Raw genomic sequence first — 15,757 nt, 5'->3', positions numbered from 1 at the left:
ACTTATCCTTTCCAGATCCAGCCGCCGCCATGGATGCGGCTGCCCTCGGACGCGTAGAACACGCAGGCCTGCCCGGCGCTGACCCCGTCCTCGGGGGCCAGAAGCTCGACTTCGGCCGTGGTGGGCCCGGTCGGACGGATCACCGCCTCGCGCGGGGGCCTTGTCGAGCGGACCTTGACCTTCAGGTGCCATTCCGGGCGGCTGTCAAAGGGCGCATCGCCCAGCCAGTTGATCTCGCGCACCGGGATGATCCGGGTCGACAATGCGGCCTTCGGGCCGACGATCACCCGGCGCGCCTCGGGGTCGAGCTTGACGACATAGAGCGGCTCACCCAGTCCGCCGATGCCCAGGCCCTTCCTCTGGCCGATGGTGTAATGGATCACGCCGCGATGGTCGCCAAGCACGTTGCCGTCGAGATCGACGATCTCGCCGGGGTCTGCGGCACCGGGGCGCAGCTTTTCGATCACCGCGGCGTAGTTGCCGTTCGGAACAAAGCAGATGTCCTGGCTGTCGGGCTTGTCGGCCACCGGCAGCCCGTATTTCGCCGCAAGCGCGCGGGTCTCGGCCTTGGAGGCCAGATGCCCGAGCGGGAAGCGCAGATAGTCCAGCTGTTCCGGCGTGGTCGAGAACAGGAAATATGACTGGTCGCGCGCGGGGTCCGCGGCCTGGTGCAACTCGGGCCCGTGATCGCCGAGTTTGCGCTGGATGTAATGGCCTGTCGCCATGCAGTCGGCCTCAAGGTCCCTGGCGGTGGCCAGAAGGTCCTTGAACTTCACCCGTTCGTTGCAACGGATGCAGGGCACCGGCGTCGCCCCCGCGAGATAGGCGTCGGCGAATTCCTCGATCACCGCCTCGCGGAAGGTGTTCTCGTAATCGAGGACATAGTGCGGAAAGCCCATGGTCTCGGCCACCCGGCGCGCGTCATGAATGTCTCGGCCCGCGCAGCAGGCGCCCTTCTTGGCCAGAGCCGCCCCGTGGTCGTAGAGTTGCAGCGTGACGCCCACCACATCGTAGCCTTCTTCGGCCAGCATCGCGGCCACGACCGAACTGTCGACCCCGCCGGACATGGCAACGACCACCCGCGTTTCCGACGGGGGCTTGGGCAGGCCAAGAGAGTTGAGCGCCAGGTCTCGGGGCATGAGGATTGTCCGGGTTCAGGGAATGATGGGGAATATATGAAAATGCTGTGCACTCTCAATCCCCTGTTTCAGGATTGATTAAGCCTGTTCGGTCATTCTGCCGGAAATGAGCGAGGGAACCGTGATGTTTCTCAAGAAAGTCGACGGACCAAGACAGGTGACTCTGCCGGATGGCAGCATCCTGACCCGTGCCGATCTGCCGCCGGTCGACACCCGCCGCTGGGTTGCAAGCCGCAAGGCCGTGGTGGTCAAGGCGGTGGTCTATGGGCTGATCTCCGAGAAGGAGGCGCTGGATCGCTATGCCTTGTCCGAGGAAGAGTTCGATCTGTGGCGCACGGCCGCCCTCAAGCATGGCGAGGATGGCCTGAAAGTCACGGCGATCCGGAAATACAGACAACTTTAGGTGTATTCGTATTCTCCCTCTGGCATAGTAACGGTCGGTTAACCATTGCTCGCCAAAATCGTTAACGATGACCACCGGAGCGGAGCTTTTGAAACATGCGTATTCTGCTTGTAGAGGACGACCCCACGACCTCGCGCAGCATCGAGATGATGCTGACCCATGCGAACCTGAACGTCTATTGCACCGACATGGGCGAAGACGGGATCGATCTGGCGAAACTTTACGATTACGATCTGATCCTTCTGGACCTGAACCTGCCGGACATGAGCGGGCATGAAGTGCTGCGTCAGGTCCGTCAGGCGCGGGTGGAAACGCCGATCCTGATCCTGTCGGGCGCGGATGACACGGAAAACAAGCTGAAGGGCTTCGGCTTCGGCGCGGACGATTACCTGACCAAGCCCTTCCACCGCGAAGAACTGGTTGCACGGATCCATGCCATCATCCGCCGGTCCAAGGGGCACAGCCAGTCGGTCATCAGAACCGGCCGGGTGTCGGTGAACCTGGACGCCAAGACCGTCGATGTCGACGGCAAGGCGGTGCATCTGACCGGCAAGGAATACCAGATGCTGGAGCTGCTGAGCCTGCGCAAGGGCACGACGCTGACCAAGGAGATGTTCCTGAACCACCTCTACGGCGGCATGGATGAACCCGAACTGAAGATCATCGACGTCTTCATCTGCAAGCTGCGCAAGAAGCTGGCCGAGGCGACGGGGGGTGACAATTACATCGAAACCGTCTGGGGCCGTGGCTATGTGCTGCGCGATCCCTCGGGCGGCCAGGCCAAACTTGCCGCCAGCGCCTGATCTTTACCTTCGCAGCCCCGCCGCCTAACCTTTCGCCGCAAGGGCCAGGGGACGGGGATGACGGAAAAGGCGGTCGAGACACTGACAGAGGCCGAGGCAAGGGTTGAACTTGCCCGCCTCGCCAAGGCACTGGCAGCCGCGAACACGGCCTATCACACGCTGGACGCCCCCGAGATCTCGGATGCGGAATATGATGCGCTCAAGCGCCGCAACCTGGCGATCGAGGCGCGTTTCCCCTGGCTGAAGCGCGCCGATTCTCCTTCGGATCAGGTCGGCGCGGCAGTGGCCGAAGGCTTTGGCAAGGTGACGCACAGGGTGCGCATGTTGTCCCTGGAAAATGCCTTTGCCGCCGAGGATGTGGCCGAGTTCGTGGACCGGGTGCGGAAGTTCCTTGGCCTTGCCGAGGATGCGGTTGTCCGGTTCACCGCCGAGCCGAAGATCGACGGGCTGTCGCTGTCGCTGCGCTATGAGCAGGGAGTGCTGATCCAGGCCGCGACCCGGGGAGATGGCGAGGTCGGCGAGGACGTGACGCAAAATGCCCGCACCATCGCCGACATCCCGCAACGCCTGACCGGCGCACCAGACGTGCTGGAAGTGCGGGGCGAGGTCTACATGAGCCACGCCGATTTCGCGGCGCTGAACGACCGGCAGGCTGCGGCGGGCGAGAAGACCTTTGCGAACCCGCGAAACGCTGCGGCCGGGTCGCTGCGCCAACTCGATGCCCGGATCACCGCCAGCCGACCCTTGCGCTTTTTCGCTTATGCCTGGGGCGAGCTGTCCGAGCCGCTTGCTGCCACCCAGTTCGAGGCCATCGCGCGGTTGGCCGCCCTTGGTTTCCCGACCAACCCGCTCACCACGCTCTGCGACGGGCCCGAGGCCCTGCTGGCGGAATATCGGCGGATCGAGGCGCTGCGGGCGACGCTTGGCTATGACATCGACGGGGTGGTCTACAAGGTGAACGACCTTGCCCTGCAGGCCCGTCTGGGGTTCCGGTCGTCGACCCCACGCTGGGCCATCGCGCACAAGTTCCCCGCCGAACTTGCCTGGACCGAGCTTCTGGGCATCGACATCCAGGTCGGCCGGACCGGGGCGCTCTCCCCCGTGGCTCGGCTGAAGCCGGTCACGGTGGGGGGGGTCGTGGTGTCGAATGCGACGTTGCACAACGAGGATTACATCGCCGGACGAGACAGCCGGGGTGAGCCGATCCGCGGCGGCAAGGATATCCGCGTCGGCGACTGGGTGCAGGTCTACCGCGCGGGAGATGTGATCCCCAAGGTGGCGGATGTCGACCTGTCCCGTCGCAAGGATGGCGCGCAACCCTTTGTTTTCCCGAAATTCTGCCCTGAATGCGGCAGCCCCGCCCATCGAGAGGATGGCGATTCCGTGCGCCGCTGTACCGGGGGGCTGATCTGCCCGGCGCAGGCGGTGGAGCGGTTGAAGCACTTCGTGTCGCGCGGGGCATTCGACATCGAGGGTCTGGGGGCCAAGCAGATCGAACTCTTCTACCGCGACCCGATCCTGCCGGTGAAGACCCCGGCGGACATCTTCACTCTTGCCGCAAGAGACGCCGCCAACCCATTGCAGAAACTGAAGAATCGCGAGGGCTTCGGCGAAGTGTCAGTCGCCAAGCTGTTTGCCGCCATCGAGGCGCGGCGGACGATCCCCCTGGACCGGCTGATCTACGCCCTCGGCATCCGCCATATCGGCGAGACCTCGTCCAGCCTGCTTGCGCGGCACTATGGCACCTGGGAGGCCTTCATCACCGCCATTGACCGGGCGCGGGATCAGACCGGCCCGGAGTGGGAGGAGCTGATCGCGATCGACGGGATCGGAGTGGTCAGTGCCCGTGCCCTGGTGGATGCGCTGCGCCCGGAGAATGCCGAGCGGGCCGAGATCGATCGCCTGGTCGGGTTTCTGACCGTGCTGCCGGTGGCCGCGGCGGCCAGCGACTCCCCTGTCGCGGGCAAGACCGTGGTCTTCACCGGCACGCTGGAAAAGATGACAAGGGCCGAGGCCAAGGCACGGGCCGAGGCGCTGGGGGCCAAGGTCGCGGGCAGCGTCAGCGCAAGGACCGACCTTGTCGTCGCAGGCCCCGGGGCCGGGTCGAAAGCGAAGGACGCCGAACGGCTGGGGGTCGCGATCATCGACGAAGACGCCTGGTTGCGGTTGATCGGCGGATGAGCCGCCCCGAGGCCCTGTTCCCGCTGTTCGCCGAGCTGGAGACGCTGCCGGGCGTCGGGCCGAAGGCGGCCAAGGCGTTCGAGGCGTTGGGGGTGACGGTTCCGAAGGACCTTCTGTATCTCTTGCCCCATTCCGGCGTCGACCGGGCGCTTCGGGGATCGGTGCGCGAGGTGACGCCTCCCGCCATGCTGACGGTCGAGGTCGAGATTGGCCGGCACGTCCCGCCCCGGCGCAAGGGTGGACCCTACCGGGTGCATGTGCGGGACCGGAAAGTCGAGTTTCTGCTCGTCTACTTCCACGCGCGGGAAGAGGCGCTGCAGCGTCTCTTGCCGACGGGACAGCGGCGGCTGGTGTCGGGGAAGGTCGAACTTTTCGACGGTATCGCGCAGATCGTGCATCCCGACCATGTCCTGCGGCTGGAGGAGGCGGCGGAGCTTCCCGCCTATGAACCGGTCTATCCGTTAAGCGCGGGGCTGACCCAGCGGGTGGTGGCAAAGGCGGTGGCGGGGGCGCTGACGCGGCTGCCGGTGCTGGCGGAGTGGATCGACGCGGGGTTGAAGCAGCGCGAAGGCTGGCCGGACTGGTCGGAGGCGCTGCGATCCGCGCATCGCCCCGAGGGTCCGTCGGCGCTGGCCATCACTCATCCCGCGCGGGTCCGCCTGGCCTATGACGAGCTGTTCGCCCATCAGCTGACCCTTGCCATTGCGCGATCCCGCATCCGCAAGGCGAAAGGTGTCAGCACCAGGGGCACGGGGGACCTGCGCGCCAGGGTCCTGGAAAGTCTGCCGTATTCCCCGACGAAGGCTCAGCTGCGGGCCCTGGCCGAGATCGCGGCAGACATGGCCCAGCCCGTGCGGATGAACCGGCTGTTGCAAGGCGATGTGGGCGCCGGCAAGACCCTGGTGGCCTTTCAGGCCCTGCTGATCGCGGTCGAAGCCGGCGGTCAGGGCGTGATGATGGCGCCAACGGAAATCCTGGCGCGCCAGCATTTCGAGGGGTTGGCTCCCCTGGCGCGGGCGGCGGGTGTGCGGCTGGAACTGCTCACCGGACGCGACCGGGGGGCAGAGCGGGCGATGAAGCTGGAAGATCTGGCGATGGGGCGAATCCCGATCCTGGTCGGCACCCATGCTGTGTTCCAGAAGGATGTGGAGTTCAAGGATCTGCGGCTGGCCGTGGTGGACGAACAGCACCGCTTTGGCGTCGCCCAGCGGATGGAGCTGGGTGCCAAGGGCGAGGCGGTGGATGTCCTGGTGATGACCGCAACGCCGATTCCGCGCAGTCTCGCGCTCGCGATGCATGGCGACATGGATGTCTCGGTGCTGGACGAAAAGCCTGCGGGGCGCAAGCCGATCCGCACGGCGATGGTGTCGTCGGACCGGCTGGATGAGGTGGTCGACCATCTGCGCCGCGCGGTCGCCGAAGGACGGCAGGCCTATTGGGTCTGCCCGCTGGTCGAGGAATCCGAGGTGGTGGACTATGCCAGCGCCGAGGAACGGTTCCGCCACCTGCGCGCAGCGCTTGGCGACCGGGTCGGTCTGGTCCACGGGCAGATGCCTCCGGCCGAGAAGGACGCCGCGATGGCGCGGTTCGTCGCGGGCGAGACCTCGGTTCTGGTTGCGACGACGGTGATCGAGGTGGGCGTGAACGTGCCCAATGCGACGATCATGGTGATCGAACAGGCGGAAAGTTTCGGCCTGGCGCAATTGCACCAGCTGCGTGGGCGCGTCGGGCGCGGCGAGGCGGCCTCGACCTGCCTGCTTCTGTATCAGGCGCCGCTGAACGAGACCGGCCTGCGGCGGCTGACCACGATCCGCGATACCGAGGACGGGTTCCGCATCGCCGAGGAGGACCTGGCGATGCGCGGGGCGGGCGATCTGATCGGCACTGCGCAATCGGGTCTGCCGCGGTTTCGCGTCGCGGACCTGGAGCGGCAGGCGGCTCTGATGGCGCTGGCGCAAAGCGATGCGCGGAAACTGATGCTGGACGATCCCGGCCTCACCAGCCCGCGCGGTCAGGCGGCGCGCGCGCTGCTGTGGTTGATGGATCAGGACCGGGCGATCCGGCTGATGAGCGTGGGCTGACTCGATCCCGTTCCGGTCTGTTCGCGAATGTTCTTAAAAAGTTCTTTACATGGCGCCGCGAATGTGAGAACAATTCAGCAACAAGTCATGGAGAACGCGATGAAAGACGCCATGAAGACCCTGCTGAGCCACACTCCCAGGGGCGCGCTGGAAGATCTGGTCGGTGTCGCCTCGCTCTTCGTGATACTTTTCGCCGTGCTGTCCTTGCCCGGCCTGCATTAAGGGTTCTGCCCCGCGCTCTGTCCCCCAAGGTGACGGTCCGCCTCGCCTGGCCTACCGTCCATCCAGACGCGCTCCTGCCGCCGCCATCCACCCCCGGATGCGCGGCGGTTTTTTTTGTCTGCCGTCCTAAGCTGCGGCCTGCGCGGCCTCCATCGCCTCGCACACGGCCTCCAGCGCCAGGAGGATCGAGGCGTGGCGGTTCTTGTAGTCGCGGGCGGGGAGGAGGACTTCGTAGCCGTCGAAGGGGGCGGCCGGCACCGGGCCGTCCGCCTTCAGCATCGCCCGAAGTGCGTCGCGGGCGGCCTTGAGTTCGGGCAGGCTGCGGCCGATCGCCACCTGTCCCAGCACCGCCGCCGATGCCTGACCCAGGGCGCAGGCTTTCACGTCCTGGGCGAACTCGGCGATGCGGCCGTCCTTGACCACCACGTCGGCCGTGACCGTCGAGCCGCAGAGCGGCGAGCGGCGGCGGGCGGTCCCCTGCGGCGCGGGCAGGCGGCCGAGATGGGGGATGTCGGCGGCCAGCCCGAGGATGCGGGCGGAGTAGAGCTTGATGAGGTCAGCGTCGCTGCTCATGGAAAATCCCTTGGTGACCTCGTATGTAGACCCGAAGAAGCTGCCTGCCAAGGAGAAGCCCATGTCCTTCGACCCGGCCACACTAAAGTATGATGCGGCGGGGTTGATCCCCTGCGTGGCGCAGGATGCCGCGTCGGGCGAGGTGCTGATGGTGGCCTGGATGAATGAGGGCGCCGTCCGCCGGACGCTGGAGACCGGGAAGGTGACCTATTGGTCGCGGTCGCGGGGGGAGTTCTGGGTGAAGGGAGAGACCTCGGGCCACCACCAGCGGCTGGTGGAGCTGCGGGTAGACTGTGATCGGGACTGCCTGCTGGTGTTGGTCGAACAGGAGGGGCCGGCCTGTCACACCAACCGGCGGTCGTGCTTCTATACGGCGGTCCGGGGCGGTGAGGAGGTCGAGATCCTGCAGCCCGCCGCGCGCGGCGCCCTTGATGGGTGAAGCGAAATCAAGGGCTTGGCTGCGGGCGTTAAGGATTAGGTAACCCGACCATGCGGCGGATGTCGGCAGGGGTTGCACCTTCGGCCCGGTACTTCGAGAGGGCGCGGGCGTCGTCGCGTTTGGCCAGCCGCTTGCCCTGATCGTCGCGGATCAGGCGGTGGTGGTGGTAGTCCGGGGTCGGCAGGCCGAAGAGATGTTGCAGGATCACCTGGACCGGGGTGAAGTCGAACAGGTCCTCGCCGCGGATGACATGGGTGATCCCCTGATCGGCATCGTCGAAGGCCGAGGCGAGGAAATAGGCCACGATGTCCTCGCCCTTGCGCGACAGGACCACATCGCCGATCTGGCGCAGGGCTGCGTCCGGGTCAACCCGATGGTGGCCAGCATGGGCGGGGCCGGTCTCGGTGAAGCTCAGATCGGCGGCCGCAAGAAACTCCAGGGCGGCGGCAAGGTTCAGGCGCAGGGCGTCGCCGGGTTTGCGGCTGTCCATCCGGCGGCCCCGGCAGGTGCCGGGGTAGACGTTGAACGCAATGCCTTCCTGCGGGGCGGCAAGGGCCGCGCGGATGTCGGAGCGGGTGCAGGAGCAGGGGTAGAGAAGTCCTTTGCCGTCAAGGGCTTCGAGGCGGGCGTTATAGCTGGCGATGTGCCCCGCCTGGCGGTGGATCGGGCCATCCCAGGTCAGGCCGAGCCAGGTCAGATCCTCCTGGATCAGGGCGTCGTATTCGGGCTTGCATCGGTCGAGATCGGTATCTTCCATCCGCAGAAGGAAGCGTCCCCCTGCGGCCCGCGCCATGTCATGCGCGAGGATCGCGGAATAGGCATGGCCAAGATGCAGGGGGCCGGTAGGAGACGGGGCGAAGCGGGTTACGAACATGCGACCCCGTCCCGGGCTTGACCCGGGACCTCTCGGGTTGCGGGAGGCCCCGGCTCGGGGGCCGGGGCGGGGTTTCCCGGGAAGGCGTTCAGCCCGACAGCCATGCGGTGAACGCCTGTTTGGCGCGGTCGGTATAGGCCTTGTAGCGGTCGTGGCGGCCTCGACGACCTCCGCGCGCGTCGATGGGGGGAAAGAGGCCGAAGTTCACGTTCATCGGCTGGAAGGTTCTTGCCTCGGCCCCGCCGGTGATGTGGGTGACAAGCGCGCCCATCGCCGTTTCCGGGGGCGGAGGGGGCAGTTCGCGCCCGAGGGTCTCATGCGCAGCCATGCGGCCCGCGAGAAGGCCCATCGCGGCGGATTCGACATAGCCCTCGACCCCGGTGATCTGGCCCGCAAAGCGTATATACGGGCGTGATTTCAGCCGTAGCTGCGCATCAAGGAGTGTGGGCGAATTGATGAAGGTGTTGCGGTGGATGCCGCCCAGACGCGCGAAACTGGCATTCTCCAGACCCGGAATCATTCTGAAAACAGAGGTTTGCGCGCCGTATTTCATCTTGGTCTGGAAGCCGACCATGTTGTGCAGCGTCCCCAGCTTGTTGTCGCGGCGCAGCTGGACCACGGCATAGGGTTTCACGTCCGGCTGGTGCGCGTTGGTCAGGCCCACCGGCTTCATCGGCCCGTGGCGCAGCGTTTCGCGTCCGCGTTCGGCCATCACCTCGATGGGCAGGCAGCCGTCGAAATAGCCGGCCGTCTCGCCCTCGTGGAACTCCGTCTTTTCGGCGGCGAGGAGGGCGTCGATGAAGGCCTCGTACTGATCCCGGGTCATCGGGCAGTTGATGTAGGCGCGGCGTTCGTCCTCGGTGTCGCCCTTGTCGTAGCGGCTTTGCAGCCAGGCGACAGACATGTCGATGGTGTCTGTATATACGATGGGCGCGATGGCGTCGAAGAAGGCGAGCGCCTCGGCCCCGGTGGCGGCGCGGATGCTTTCGGCCAGCGCGGGGCTGGTGAGCGGGCCGGTGGCAATGATCCAGCGGCCGGATGAGGGAAGGGATGTAACCTCCTCACAGGACGTGGAAATCAGCGGATGCGACTTCAGTTTCGCCGTCACGGCAGCGGCAAAGGGCTCGCGGTCCACAGCGAGGGCGCCCCCGGCGGGAAGGCGGTGCCGATGTGCCATCTCCATCACCAGGCTGCCCGCCTGACGCATCTCCCAGTGGATCAGACCCACCGCATTGCGTTCGTGATCGTCCGAGCGGAAGGAGTTGGAACAGACCATCTCGGCGAAATCGCCGGTCCGGTGCGCGAAAGTGCCGACCCTGGGGCGCATCTCGTGCAGCACCACGGGCACGCCCAGGTTCGCGGCGGCCCAGGCAGCCTCGGAGCCCGCCATGCCGCCGCCGATGATGTGAAGGGGCTCTGTCATGGGGCGGATGTAGCGGGGCGGGCGGCGGCGAACAAGGCCCGGCGTTCGGCGTCGATGTCCACGCTGCGGCCAAGCGCGGCGGCCTTGGCGAAGAAGCCCGGGGCCGGGTGGCCAAGGGGCGAAAGCCGCTGGCGGAGGAGCGCGGCGCGGAAGGGCTGACCTGCGGCGGCGTCGGTTTCCATCAGGGTTTCCAGGCGAGCCGTCAGATCGGCCATGCGCAGGCCGAGTTCGCGCGCAAGATCGCCATAAGAGATGGTCTCGCCCGCCGCCGCGAGGGCGGCGAGGCGGTCCTCAAGCCGCATCACCCTGATCCGCCACGCGGGCGACGGAGACGACTTCCTCATCCGCGCCGATGGCGAAGATCTTGACGCCGCCCGCCGAGCGCGAACGGAAGCTGACCTGATCGACCGGCACGCGGATCGACTGGCCGGTGGAGGTGGCGAGCATGATCTGGTCGGAAAGCTCCACCGGGAAGGAGGCGACGATGCGCCCGCCGCGCGGGCCGGGGGAGATGGCCTTGACGCCCATGCCGCCGCGGCCGCGGACGGGGTAGTCGTGGCTGGACGACAGCTTGCCCGAGCCGCCCTTGGTGACGGTGAGGATCAGGTCCTCGGCCGCGGACATCTCGCTGTAACGTTCGGGGCTAAGCTGTCCTGCTGCAACGGTTTCTTCGTCATCGTCCGCCTCGTCCTCGGTGATCCCGGCCATCAGGCGGCGCTGTTTCAGATAGGCGGCGCGTTCCTCGGGCGTGGCCTCGAAGTGGCGGATGATCGACATGGAGACCACCTGGTCGCCGGGGGCCAACTTGATGCCGCGGACGCCGGTGGATTCGCGCGACCGGAACACGCGGATCTCGGTCGTGGAGAAACGGATCGCGCGGCCGGCTTCCGTCACCAGCATCACATCGTCGTTCTCGTCGGCGATGGCGGCGTTCACCAGGGAGACACCCTCGGGCAGCTTCATCGCGATCTTGCCGTTGCGCATGACGTTGGTGAAGTCGGAGAGGTCGTTCTGCCGGACGTCGCCATCGCTGGTGGCAAAGACGATCTGGAGGTTGCCCCAGTCTTCCTCGGGCACGTCCACCGGCATCAGGGCGGCGATGGAGATGCCGGCCTCGATCGGCAGGATGTTGACCAGAGCCTTGCCCTTCGCGGTGCGGCCGGCAAGCGGCAGGCGCCAGGTCTTCAGCTTGTAGACCATGCCGTCGGTTGTGAAGAACAACAGCCAAGTATGCGTATTGGCGACGAAAAGTGTCGTCACGACATCGTCGTCCTTGGTCTGCATCGACGACAGGCCCTTGCCGCCGCGGTTCTGGGCGCGGAATTCGGCAAGCGGCGTGCGCTTGATGTAGCCGCCCGAGGTGATGGTCACGACCATGTCCTCGCGTTCGATCAGGTCCTCGTCCTCCATGTCGCCGGACCAGTCGGCGATCTCGGTGCGGCGGGGGACGGCGAAGAGCGCCTTCACCTCGCGGAGTTCATCCGAGATGATCGCCATGATCCGCTCGCGGGAGCCGAGAATGTCGAGGTAGTCCTTGATCTTGGCGGCCAGGTCTTCCAGTTCGTCGGTGACCTCTTTCACGCCAAGCGCCGTCAGGCGCTGAAGCCGCAGGTCGAGGATGGCGCGGGCCTGGATTTCCGACAGGTTGTAGGTGCCGTCGTCATTGATCGTGTGCGACGGGTCATCGATCAGCTTGATATACTGGGCGATGTCCTGGGCGGGCCAGCGGCGGGTCATCAGCCTTTCGCGGGCCTCGGCGGCGTCGGCAGAGGCGCGGATGGTGCGGACGACCTCATCCACGTTCGACACCGCGACGGCGAGGCCGCAGAGGACATGGCTGCGCTCGCGGGCCTTGCGGAGTTCAAAGGCGGTGCGGCGGGCGACAACTTCTTCGCGGAAGGTGATGAAATGGCTGAGGAAATCGCGGAGCGTCAATTGTTCGGGCCGCCCGCCGTTCAGGGCCAGCATGTTGCAGCCGAACGAAACCTGCATCGCCGAGAAGCGGAAGAGCTGGTTCAGCACCACATCGGGCGTCGCGTCGCGCTTCAGCTCGATCACCACGCGGACGCCGATCCGGTCGGATTCGTCGGCGATGTTGGCGATGCCCTCGACGCGCTTTTCGCGGACCAGTTCGGCGATCTTCTCGATCATCGTGGCCTTGTTGACCTGATAGGGGATCTCGTCGATGACGATGGCCCAGCGGTCCTTGCGCAGCTCCTCGATATGGGTCTTTGCGCGGATGATGACAGAGCCGCGGCCTTCCAGATACGCCTTGCGCGCGCCGGAGCGGCCGAGGATCACGCCCCCGGTGGGAAAATCGGGGGCCGGGATGATCTCCATGAGTTGCTCCATGGAGATGTCGGGGTTCTCGATCAGCGCCAGCGTGCCGTCGATCACCTCGCCCAGGTTGTGGGGCGGGATATTGGTGGCCATGCCGACCGCGATGCCGCCCGCGCCGTTGACCAGCATGTTCGGGAACCGGGCGGGCAGGACGGTGGGTTCGCGGTCCTTGCCGTCATAATTGTCCTGGAAATCGACGGTTTCCTTGTCGATGTCGGCCAGGAGGAAGGCGGCGGGCTTGTCCATCCGCACTTCGGTATAGCGCATGGCGGCGGCGTTATCGCCGTCCATCGAGCCGAAATTGCCCTGGCCGTCCAGCAGCGGCAGCGACATGGAGAAAGGCTGCGCCATCCGCACCAGCGCGTCATAGATCGCAGAGTCGCCGTGGGGGTGGTATTTCCCCATCGTGTCGCCCACCGGGCGGGCGGACTTGCGATAGGGCTTGTCGTGGGTATTGCCCGATTCCTGCATGGCGAACAGGATGCGGCGATGCACCGGCTTCAGCCCGTCGCGCAGGTCGGGGATTGCCCGCGAAACGATCACGCTCATCGCGTAATCGAGATAGGCGGTCTTCATCTCGGCCGCGATGTCGATCTGGGGGCCGTGCCAGCTGGGACGCTCCGGGCTTTCTTCTTTTTTATCAGTCTCTTCCGGGGTATCGGCCATGGTGGCGCGCGCCTTCCTTGCGGGATCAAGATGTAGCAGGCGCGACGATACACCATCCCAGCTATGGGGTGCAATGGCGGGTTGCAGTCGTGCTGGCAGCCATCAAGTGTGAGTGACAACATACTGTTTTCATTGATTTTTAATCGCACCCTGTCATGATTCCGTCATGGACCGACGGAAAGGAGGATCGGAATGGTCGGACGCGAGACGGAGCTGATGCTGAAGGGCTATGGGCTGACCACGGCCGAGCTGTATTACCGGATGCCGGATTATCGCAATGTTCTCAACAGTTTCCTCTGGCAGGAGTATGATCTGGCACCGGATTACCCGGAGCTGTTCAAGTTCATCGAGTTCTGGCAGGAGAAGATCGAAGGGCCGCTGCATTCGGTGCGCTTCACCCATCGCAAGCTGATTGCGCCGGGCGAATGGCGCAATGTCGTGGGCGAGTTCCGGGTGCATTAGCGACCGAGCATCGAGCCCGGCCCATGGGGTTGCGGTCGGGCCTGACCGGGGATAGGCGGCGGGCGATGAAGACCGGACCGATCCCCGAAGCCCTGACCCGCCTTGACGCGCTGGAGCGTGAAGGCCTTACCGATCCTGCCGAGCGTAAGGCTCTGGAGGCGGTTGCAGCGGAATTCCGGGTCCGCGTCTCATCCGCCATGGCGACGGTTCCCACCGCGGGCGTGCGGGCGCAGTTCCTGCCCGATGTGCGCGAGTTGCAGGTCCGACCCGAGGAACTGGTCGATCCGATCGGGGATGAGGTCCACGCTCCCGTGCCCGGGCTGACCCATCGCTATGCGGATCGGGCGATCCTGCACGCGACCAAGGCTTGCGAGGTCTATTGCCGGTTTTGCTTCCGCCGCGAAACGGTGGGGGAAAGCGGGCACCTGGGCGAGGCGGAGTTCGACCGGGTGGTCGACTATCTGGGCCGGACCCCAATGGTGCGTGAAGTGATCTTCACGGGGGGCGACCCGCTGGTTCTGTCGCCCCGGCGGCTGGGGGCGATGCTGGACCGGCTGGAGGGCCTCGGGACGCTGGAGGTCGTCAGGTTTCATACGCGGGTTCCGGTGGTCGCGCCCGGGAAGGTGACCGAAGCCCTGGTGCGGGTGCTCGACCGGGCGCTGCCGGTCTGGATGGTGGTGCATACCAACCATCCCGACGAGATCACCGAAGCGGCCTCGGCGGCGTTGCGGCGGCTGAACCGGGCGGGGGTGCCGCTTCTGTCGCAGACGGTGCTGCTGAAGGGGGTGAATGCGGATGCGGATACGCTGGAAGCCCTGTTCCGAAAACTGATCCGCAACCGGGTGAAGCCCTACTACCTGCACCATCCCGACCTGGCGAAGGGAACCGGACATTTCCGGGTGACGCTGGCCGAAGGGCAGGCGATCATGGCGGCATTGCGCGGGCGGCTGACGGGGATCGCGCAGCCGCTGTATGTGCTGGACATTCCGGGCGGCCACGGCAAGGTGCCGGTGGGGCCCGGCTATCTGCGCCGTGACGGAAAGGCCTGGATCGTCACCGATCCGCGGGGGGCAGAGCATCCCTACCGCGACCTTTGAGACGGTCGCACCCGCCTCAGGCGGCGCGCAGGATCATGCCGAAGAGGTCGCGCGGATCGTCGGGGTCGGCAATCATGTCGAGAGTGTCGTAAAGCCCGGTCTCCAGTGCTCTGTCGCGGATGTAGCGCAGGGCCGAGAAATCCTCGATCGCGAAGCCGACGCTGTCGAAGAGCGTGATCTCGGCTGCACTGGTGCGGCCGGGCACCTCGCCGGCGATCACGCGCCAGAGCTCGGTGACGGGGTGGTCGGGGGCCAGCTGCTGGATTTCGCCTTCGATGCGGGTCTGGGGCGGATATTCGACGAAGATCGAGGAGCGAAGAAGGATGTCGCGGTGCAGTTCCGTCTTGCCGGGGCAGTCTCCGCCGACCGCGTTCAGGTGCACGCCCGCGCCCACCATGTTGTCGGTCAGGATCGTGGCACAGGTCTTGTCGGCGGTGACGGTGGTGATGATGCCCGCGCCCTGGATCGCCTCTTCCGCCGTGCGGCAGGTCGTGACGGTCAATCCGCGCCCGGCGAGGTTTCGCGCACATTTCGCGGTGGCGGCGGGGTCGATGTCGAAAAGGCGGACCTCGCGGATGCCGCAGATCTGCTGGAAGGCCAGCGCCTGGAACTCGGCCTGTGCGCCGTTGCCGATCAGAGCCATCCTGTCGGTCTGCGGTGCCAGCCATTTCGCGGCCATGGCGCTGGTCGCGGCGGTGCGCAGGGCGGTGAGGATGGTCATCTCGCTGAGCAGCACCGGATAGCCTGTAGCTACATCGGCCAGAAGTCCGAAGGCAGTAACAGTTTGCAGCCCCTTCTTCATGTTGGCGGGGTGGCCGTTCACATATTTGAAGCCGTAGGTTTCCCCGTCCGAGGTGGGCATCAGTTCGATCACGCCGACGTCGGAATGGCTGGCGATGCGCGGCGTCTTGTCGAAGAGCGGCCAGCGGCGGAAGTCGGCCTCGATCTCGGTGACCAGGTCGTGCAGGACCCGTTCGATGCCAAGCTGAAGCACGAGCTTCATCATGCTGTCGACCGAGACGAAGGGAACGAGATTCAGGGTCATTTCGATCTT

The 15,757-nt window shown here is 65.9% G+C and carries 15 protein-coding genes; 8 read left to right on the top strand and 7 right to left on the bottom strand.

Features of this window, described 5'->3' with window-relative positions; genetic code table 11:
• Window positions 1-2: 2 nt before the first annotated feature.
• Window positions 3-1,139, bottom strand: a complete 1,137-nt coding sequence (gene mnmA, locus D5084_RS17400) for a tRNA 2-thiouridine(34) synthase MnmA (RefSeq protein ID WP_128516774.1) — start codon at window positions 1,137-1,139, stop codon at window positions 3-5.
• A 124-nt stretch (window positions 1,140-1,263) separates the two neighbouring features.
• Here mnmA and sciP point away from each other — a divergent pair, with 124 nt between their 5' ends.
• The 5 genes from sciP to D5084_RS18915 all read left to right on the top strand — a co-directional run bounded on the left by sciP (window position 1,264) and on the right by D5084_RS18915 (window position 6,829).
• Window positions 1,264-1,542, top strand: coding sequence for a CtrA inhibitor SciP (sciP, locus tag D5084_RS17395; RefSeq protein WP_128516931.1), 279 nt, complete (start codon window positions 1,264-1,266; stop codon window positions 1,540-1,542).
• A gap of 95 nt (window positions 1,543-1,637) precedes the next feature.
• Entirely contained in the window at window positions 1,638-2,345 is a 708-nt protein-coding gene (gene ctrA / locus D5084_RS17390; protein WP_128516773.1) for a response regulator transcription factor CtrA, read from the top strand.
• A 57-nt stretch (window positions 2,346-2,402) separates the two neighbouring features.
• Window positions 2,403-4,526, top strand: a complete 2,124-nt coding sequence (gene ligA, locus D5084_RS17385) for an NAD-dependent DNA ligase LigA (protein ID WP_128516772.1) — start codon at window positions 2,403-2,405, stop codon at window positions 4,524-4,526.
• Window positions 4,523-6,607 carry an ATP-dependent DNA helicase RecG gene (gene recG, locus D5084_RS17380; protein WP_128516771.1) on the top strand — a complete coding sequence of 695 codons (2,085 nt, stop codon included), beginning with the start codon at window positions 4,523-4,525 and terminating at the stop codon, window positions 6,605-6,607. The genes ligA and recG overlap by 4 nt, the downstream gene beginning before the upstream one ends.
• A gap of 99 nt (window positions 6,608-6,706) precedes the next feature.
• Window positions 6,707-6,829, top strand: a complete 123-nt coding sequence (locus D5084_RS18915; protein ID WP_274378906.1) for a hypothetical protein — start codon at window positions 6,707-6,709, stop codon at window positions 6,827-6,829.
• Between the two features lie 126 nt (window positions 6,830-6,955).
• On the opposite strand, the gene D5084_RS17375 is transcribed toward D5084_RS18915, so the two are convergent.
• On the bottom strand, window positions 6,956-7,402 hold the full coding sequence (locus D5084_RS17375; RefSeq protein ID WP_128516770.1) for an iron-sulfur cluster assembly scaffold protein: 447 nt from the start codon (window positions 7,400-7,402) through the stop codon (window positions 6,956-6,958).
• A 61-nt stretch (window positions 7,403-7,463) separates the two neighbouring features.
• On the opposite strand from D5084_RS17375, the gene hisI reads away from it, so the two are divergent.
• Window positions 7,464-7,841 (top strand): phosphoribosyl-AMP cyclohydrolase, encoded by a 378-nt coding sequence (gene hisI / locus D5084_RS17370; protein WP_128516769.1) that lies wholly within the window; start codon window positions 7,464-7,466, stop codon window positions 7,839-7,841.
• Window positions 7,842-7,869: 28 nt separating this feature from the next.
• Here hisI and gluQRS read toward each other — a convergent pair whose 3' ends face one another.
• The 4 genes from gluQRS to gyrA form a co-directional block, all read right to left on the bottom strand.
• Window positions 7,870-8,715 carry a tRNA glutamyl-Q(34) synthetase GluQRS gene (gene gluQRS / locus D5084_RS17365; RefSeq protein ID WP_128516768.1) on the bottom strand — a complete coding sequence of 282 codons (846 nt, stop codon included), beginning with the start codon at window positions 8,713-8,715 and terminating at the stop codon, window positions 7,870-7,872.
• Between the two features lie 88 nt (window positions 8,716-8,803).
• A complete protein-coding gene (gene trmFO / locus D5084_RS17360) occupies window positions 8,804-10,138 on the bottom strand; it encodes a methylenetetrahydrofolate--tRNA-(uracil(54)-C(5))-methyltransferase (FADH(2)-oxidizing) TrmFO (RefSeq protein ID WP_128516767.1) in 1,335 nt (444 codons plus the stop codon).
• A complete protein-coding gene (locus tag D5084_RS17355; protein WP_128516766.1) occupies window positions 10,135-10,440 on the bottom strand; it encodes a hypothetical protein in 306 nt (101 codons plus the stop codon). The genes trmFO and D5084_RS17355 overlap by 4 nt, the downstream gene beginning before the upstream one ends.
• Window positions 10,430-13,144: a DNA gyrase subunit A gene (gene gyrA, locus D5084_RS17350; RefSeq protein WP_128516765.1), complete on the bottom strand. Its 2,715-nt coding sequence runs from the start codon at window positions 13,142-13,144 to the stop codon at window positions 10,430-10,432. Before gyrA ends, D5084_RS17355 begins: the two co-directional genes overlap by 11 nt.
• Window positions 13,145-13,336: 192 nt before the next feature.
• Between gyrA and D5084_RS17345 the strand changes: the two genes are divergently transcribed.
• Window positions 13,337-13,606 (top strand): usg protein, encoded by a 270-nt coding sequence (locus tag D5084_RS17345; protein ID WP_128516764.1) that lies wholly within the window; start codon window positions 13,337-13,339, stop codon window positions 13,604-13,606.
• 65 nt (window positions 13,607-13,671) lie between these two features.
• Complete coding sequence (locus D5084_RS17340) at window positions 13,672-14,703, top strand: lysine-2,3-aminomutase-like protein (RefSeq protein WP_128516763.1); 1,032 nt, start codon at window positions 13,672-13,674, stop codon at window positions 14,701-14,703.
• 16 nt (window positions 14,704-14,719) lie between these two features.
• On the opposite strand, the gene ocd is transcribed toward D5084_RS17340, so the two are convergent.
• Window positions 14,720-15,748: an ornithine cyclodeaminase gene (gene ocd / locus D5084_RS17335; RefSeq protein ID WP_202910081.1), complete on the bottom strand. Its 1,029-nt coding sequence runs from the start codon at window positions 15,746-15,748 to the stop codon at window positions 14,720-14,722.
• Window positions 15,749-15,757: the final 9 nt, after the last annotated feature.

The organism is Tabrizicola thermarum, from assembly GCF_003574395.1.
Lineage (GTDB): Bacteria > Pseudomonadota > Alphaproteobacteria > Rhodobacterales > Rhodobacteraceae > Tabrizicola > Tabrizicola thermarum.
The sequence above is the reverse complement of the archived record's forward strand: the minus strand, read 5'-3'. Positions and strand labels throughout refer to the sequence as shown.

Excerpts from the sequence above, each read along its gene's own strand:
- mnmA (WP_128516774.1), bottom strand. The coding sequence starts at position 1,139 with ATGCCCCGAGACCTGGCGCTCAACTCTCTTGGCCTGCCCAAGCCCCCG.
- sciP (WP_128516931.1), top strand. The coding sequence starts at position 1,264 with ATGTTTCTCAAGAAAGTCGACGGACCAAGACAGGTGACTCTGCCGGAT.
- ctrA (WP_128516773.1), top strand. The coding sequence starts at position 1,638 with ATGCGTATTCTGCTTGTAGAGGACGACCCCACGACCTCGCGCAGCATC.
- ligA (WP_128516772.1), top strand. The coding sequence starts at position 2,403 with ATGACGGAAAAGGCGGTCGAGACACTGACAGAGGCCGAGGCAAGGGTT.
- recG (WP_128516771.1), top strand. The coding sequence starts at position 4,523 with ATGAGCCGCCCCGAGGCCCTGTTCCCGCTGTTCGCCGAGCTGGAGACG.
- D5084_RS18915 (WP_274378906.1), top strand. The coding sequence starts at position 6,707 with ATGAAAGACGCCATGAAGACCCTGCTGAGCCACACTCCCAGGGGCGCG.
- D5084_RS17375 (WP_128516770.1), bottom strand. The coding sequence starts at position 7,402 with ATGAGCAGCGACGCTGACCTCATCAAGCTCTACTCCGCCCGCATCCTC.
- hisI (WP_128516769.1), top strand. The coding sequence starts at position 7,464 with ATGTCCTTCGACCCGGCCACACTAAAGTATGATGCGGCGGGGTTGATC.
- gluQRS (WP_128516768.1), bottom strand. The coding sequence starts at position 8,715 with ATGTTCGTAACCCGCTTCGCCCCGTCTCCTACCGGCCCCCTGCATCTT.
- trmFO (WP_128516767.1), bottom strand. The coding sequence starts at position 10,138 with ATGACAGAGCCCCTTCACATCATCGGCGGCGGCATGGCGGGCTCCGAG.
- D5084_RS17355 (WP_128516766.1), bottom strand. The coding sequence starts at position 10,440 with ATGCGGCTTGAGGACCGCCTCGCCGCCCTCGCGGCGGCGGGCGAGACC.
- gyrA (WP_128516765.1), bottom strand. The coding sequence starts at position 13,144 with ATGGCCGATACCCCGGAAGAGACTGATAAAAAAGAAGAAAGCCCGGAG.
- D5084_RS17345 (WP_128516764.1), top strand. The coding sequence starts at position 13,337 with ATGGTCGGACGCGAGACGGAGCTGATGCTGAAGGGCTATGGGCTGACC.
- D5084_RS17340 (WP_128516763.1), top strand. The coding sequence starts at position 13,672 with ATGAAGACCGGACCGATCCCCGAAGCCCTGACCCGCCTTGACGCGCTG.
- ocd (WP_202910081.1), bottom strand. The coding sequence starts at position 15,748 with ATGACCCTGAATCTCGTTCCCTTCGTCTCGGTCGACAGCATGATGAAG.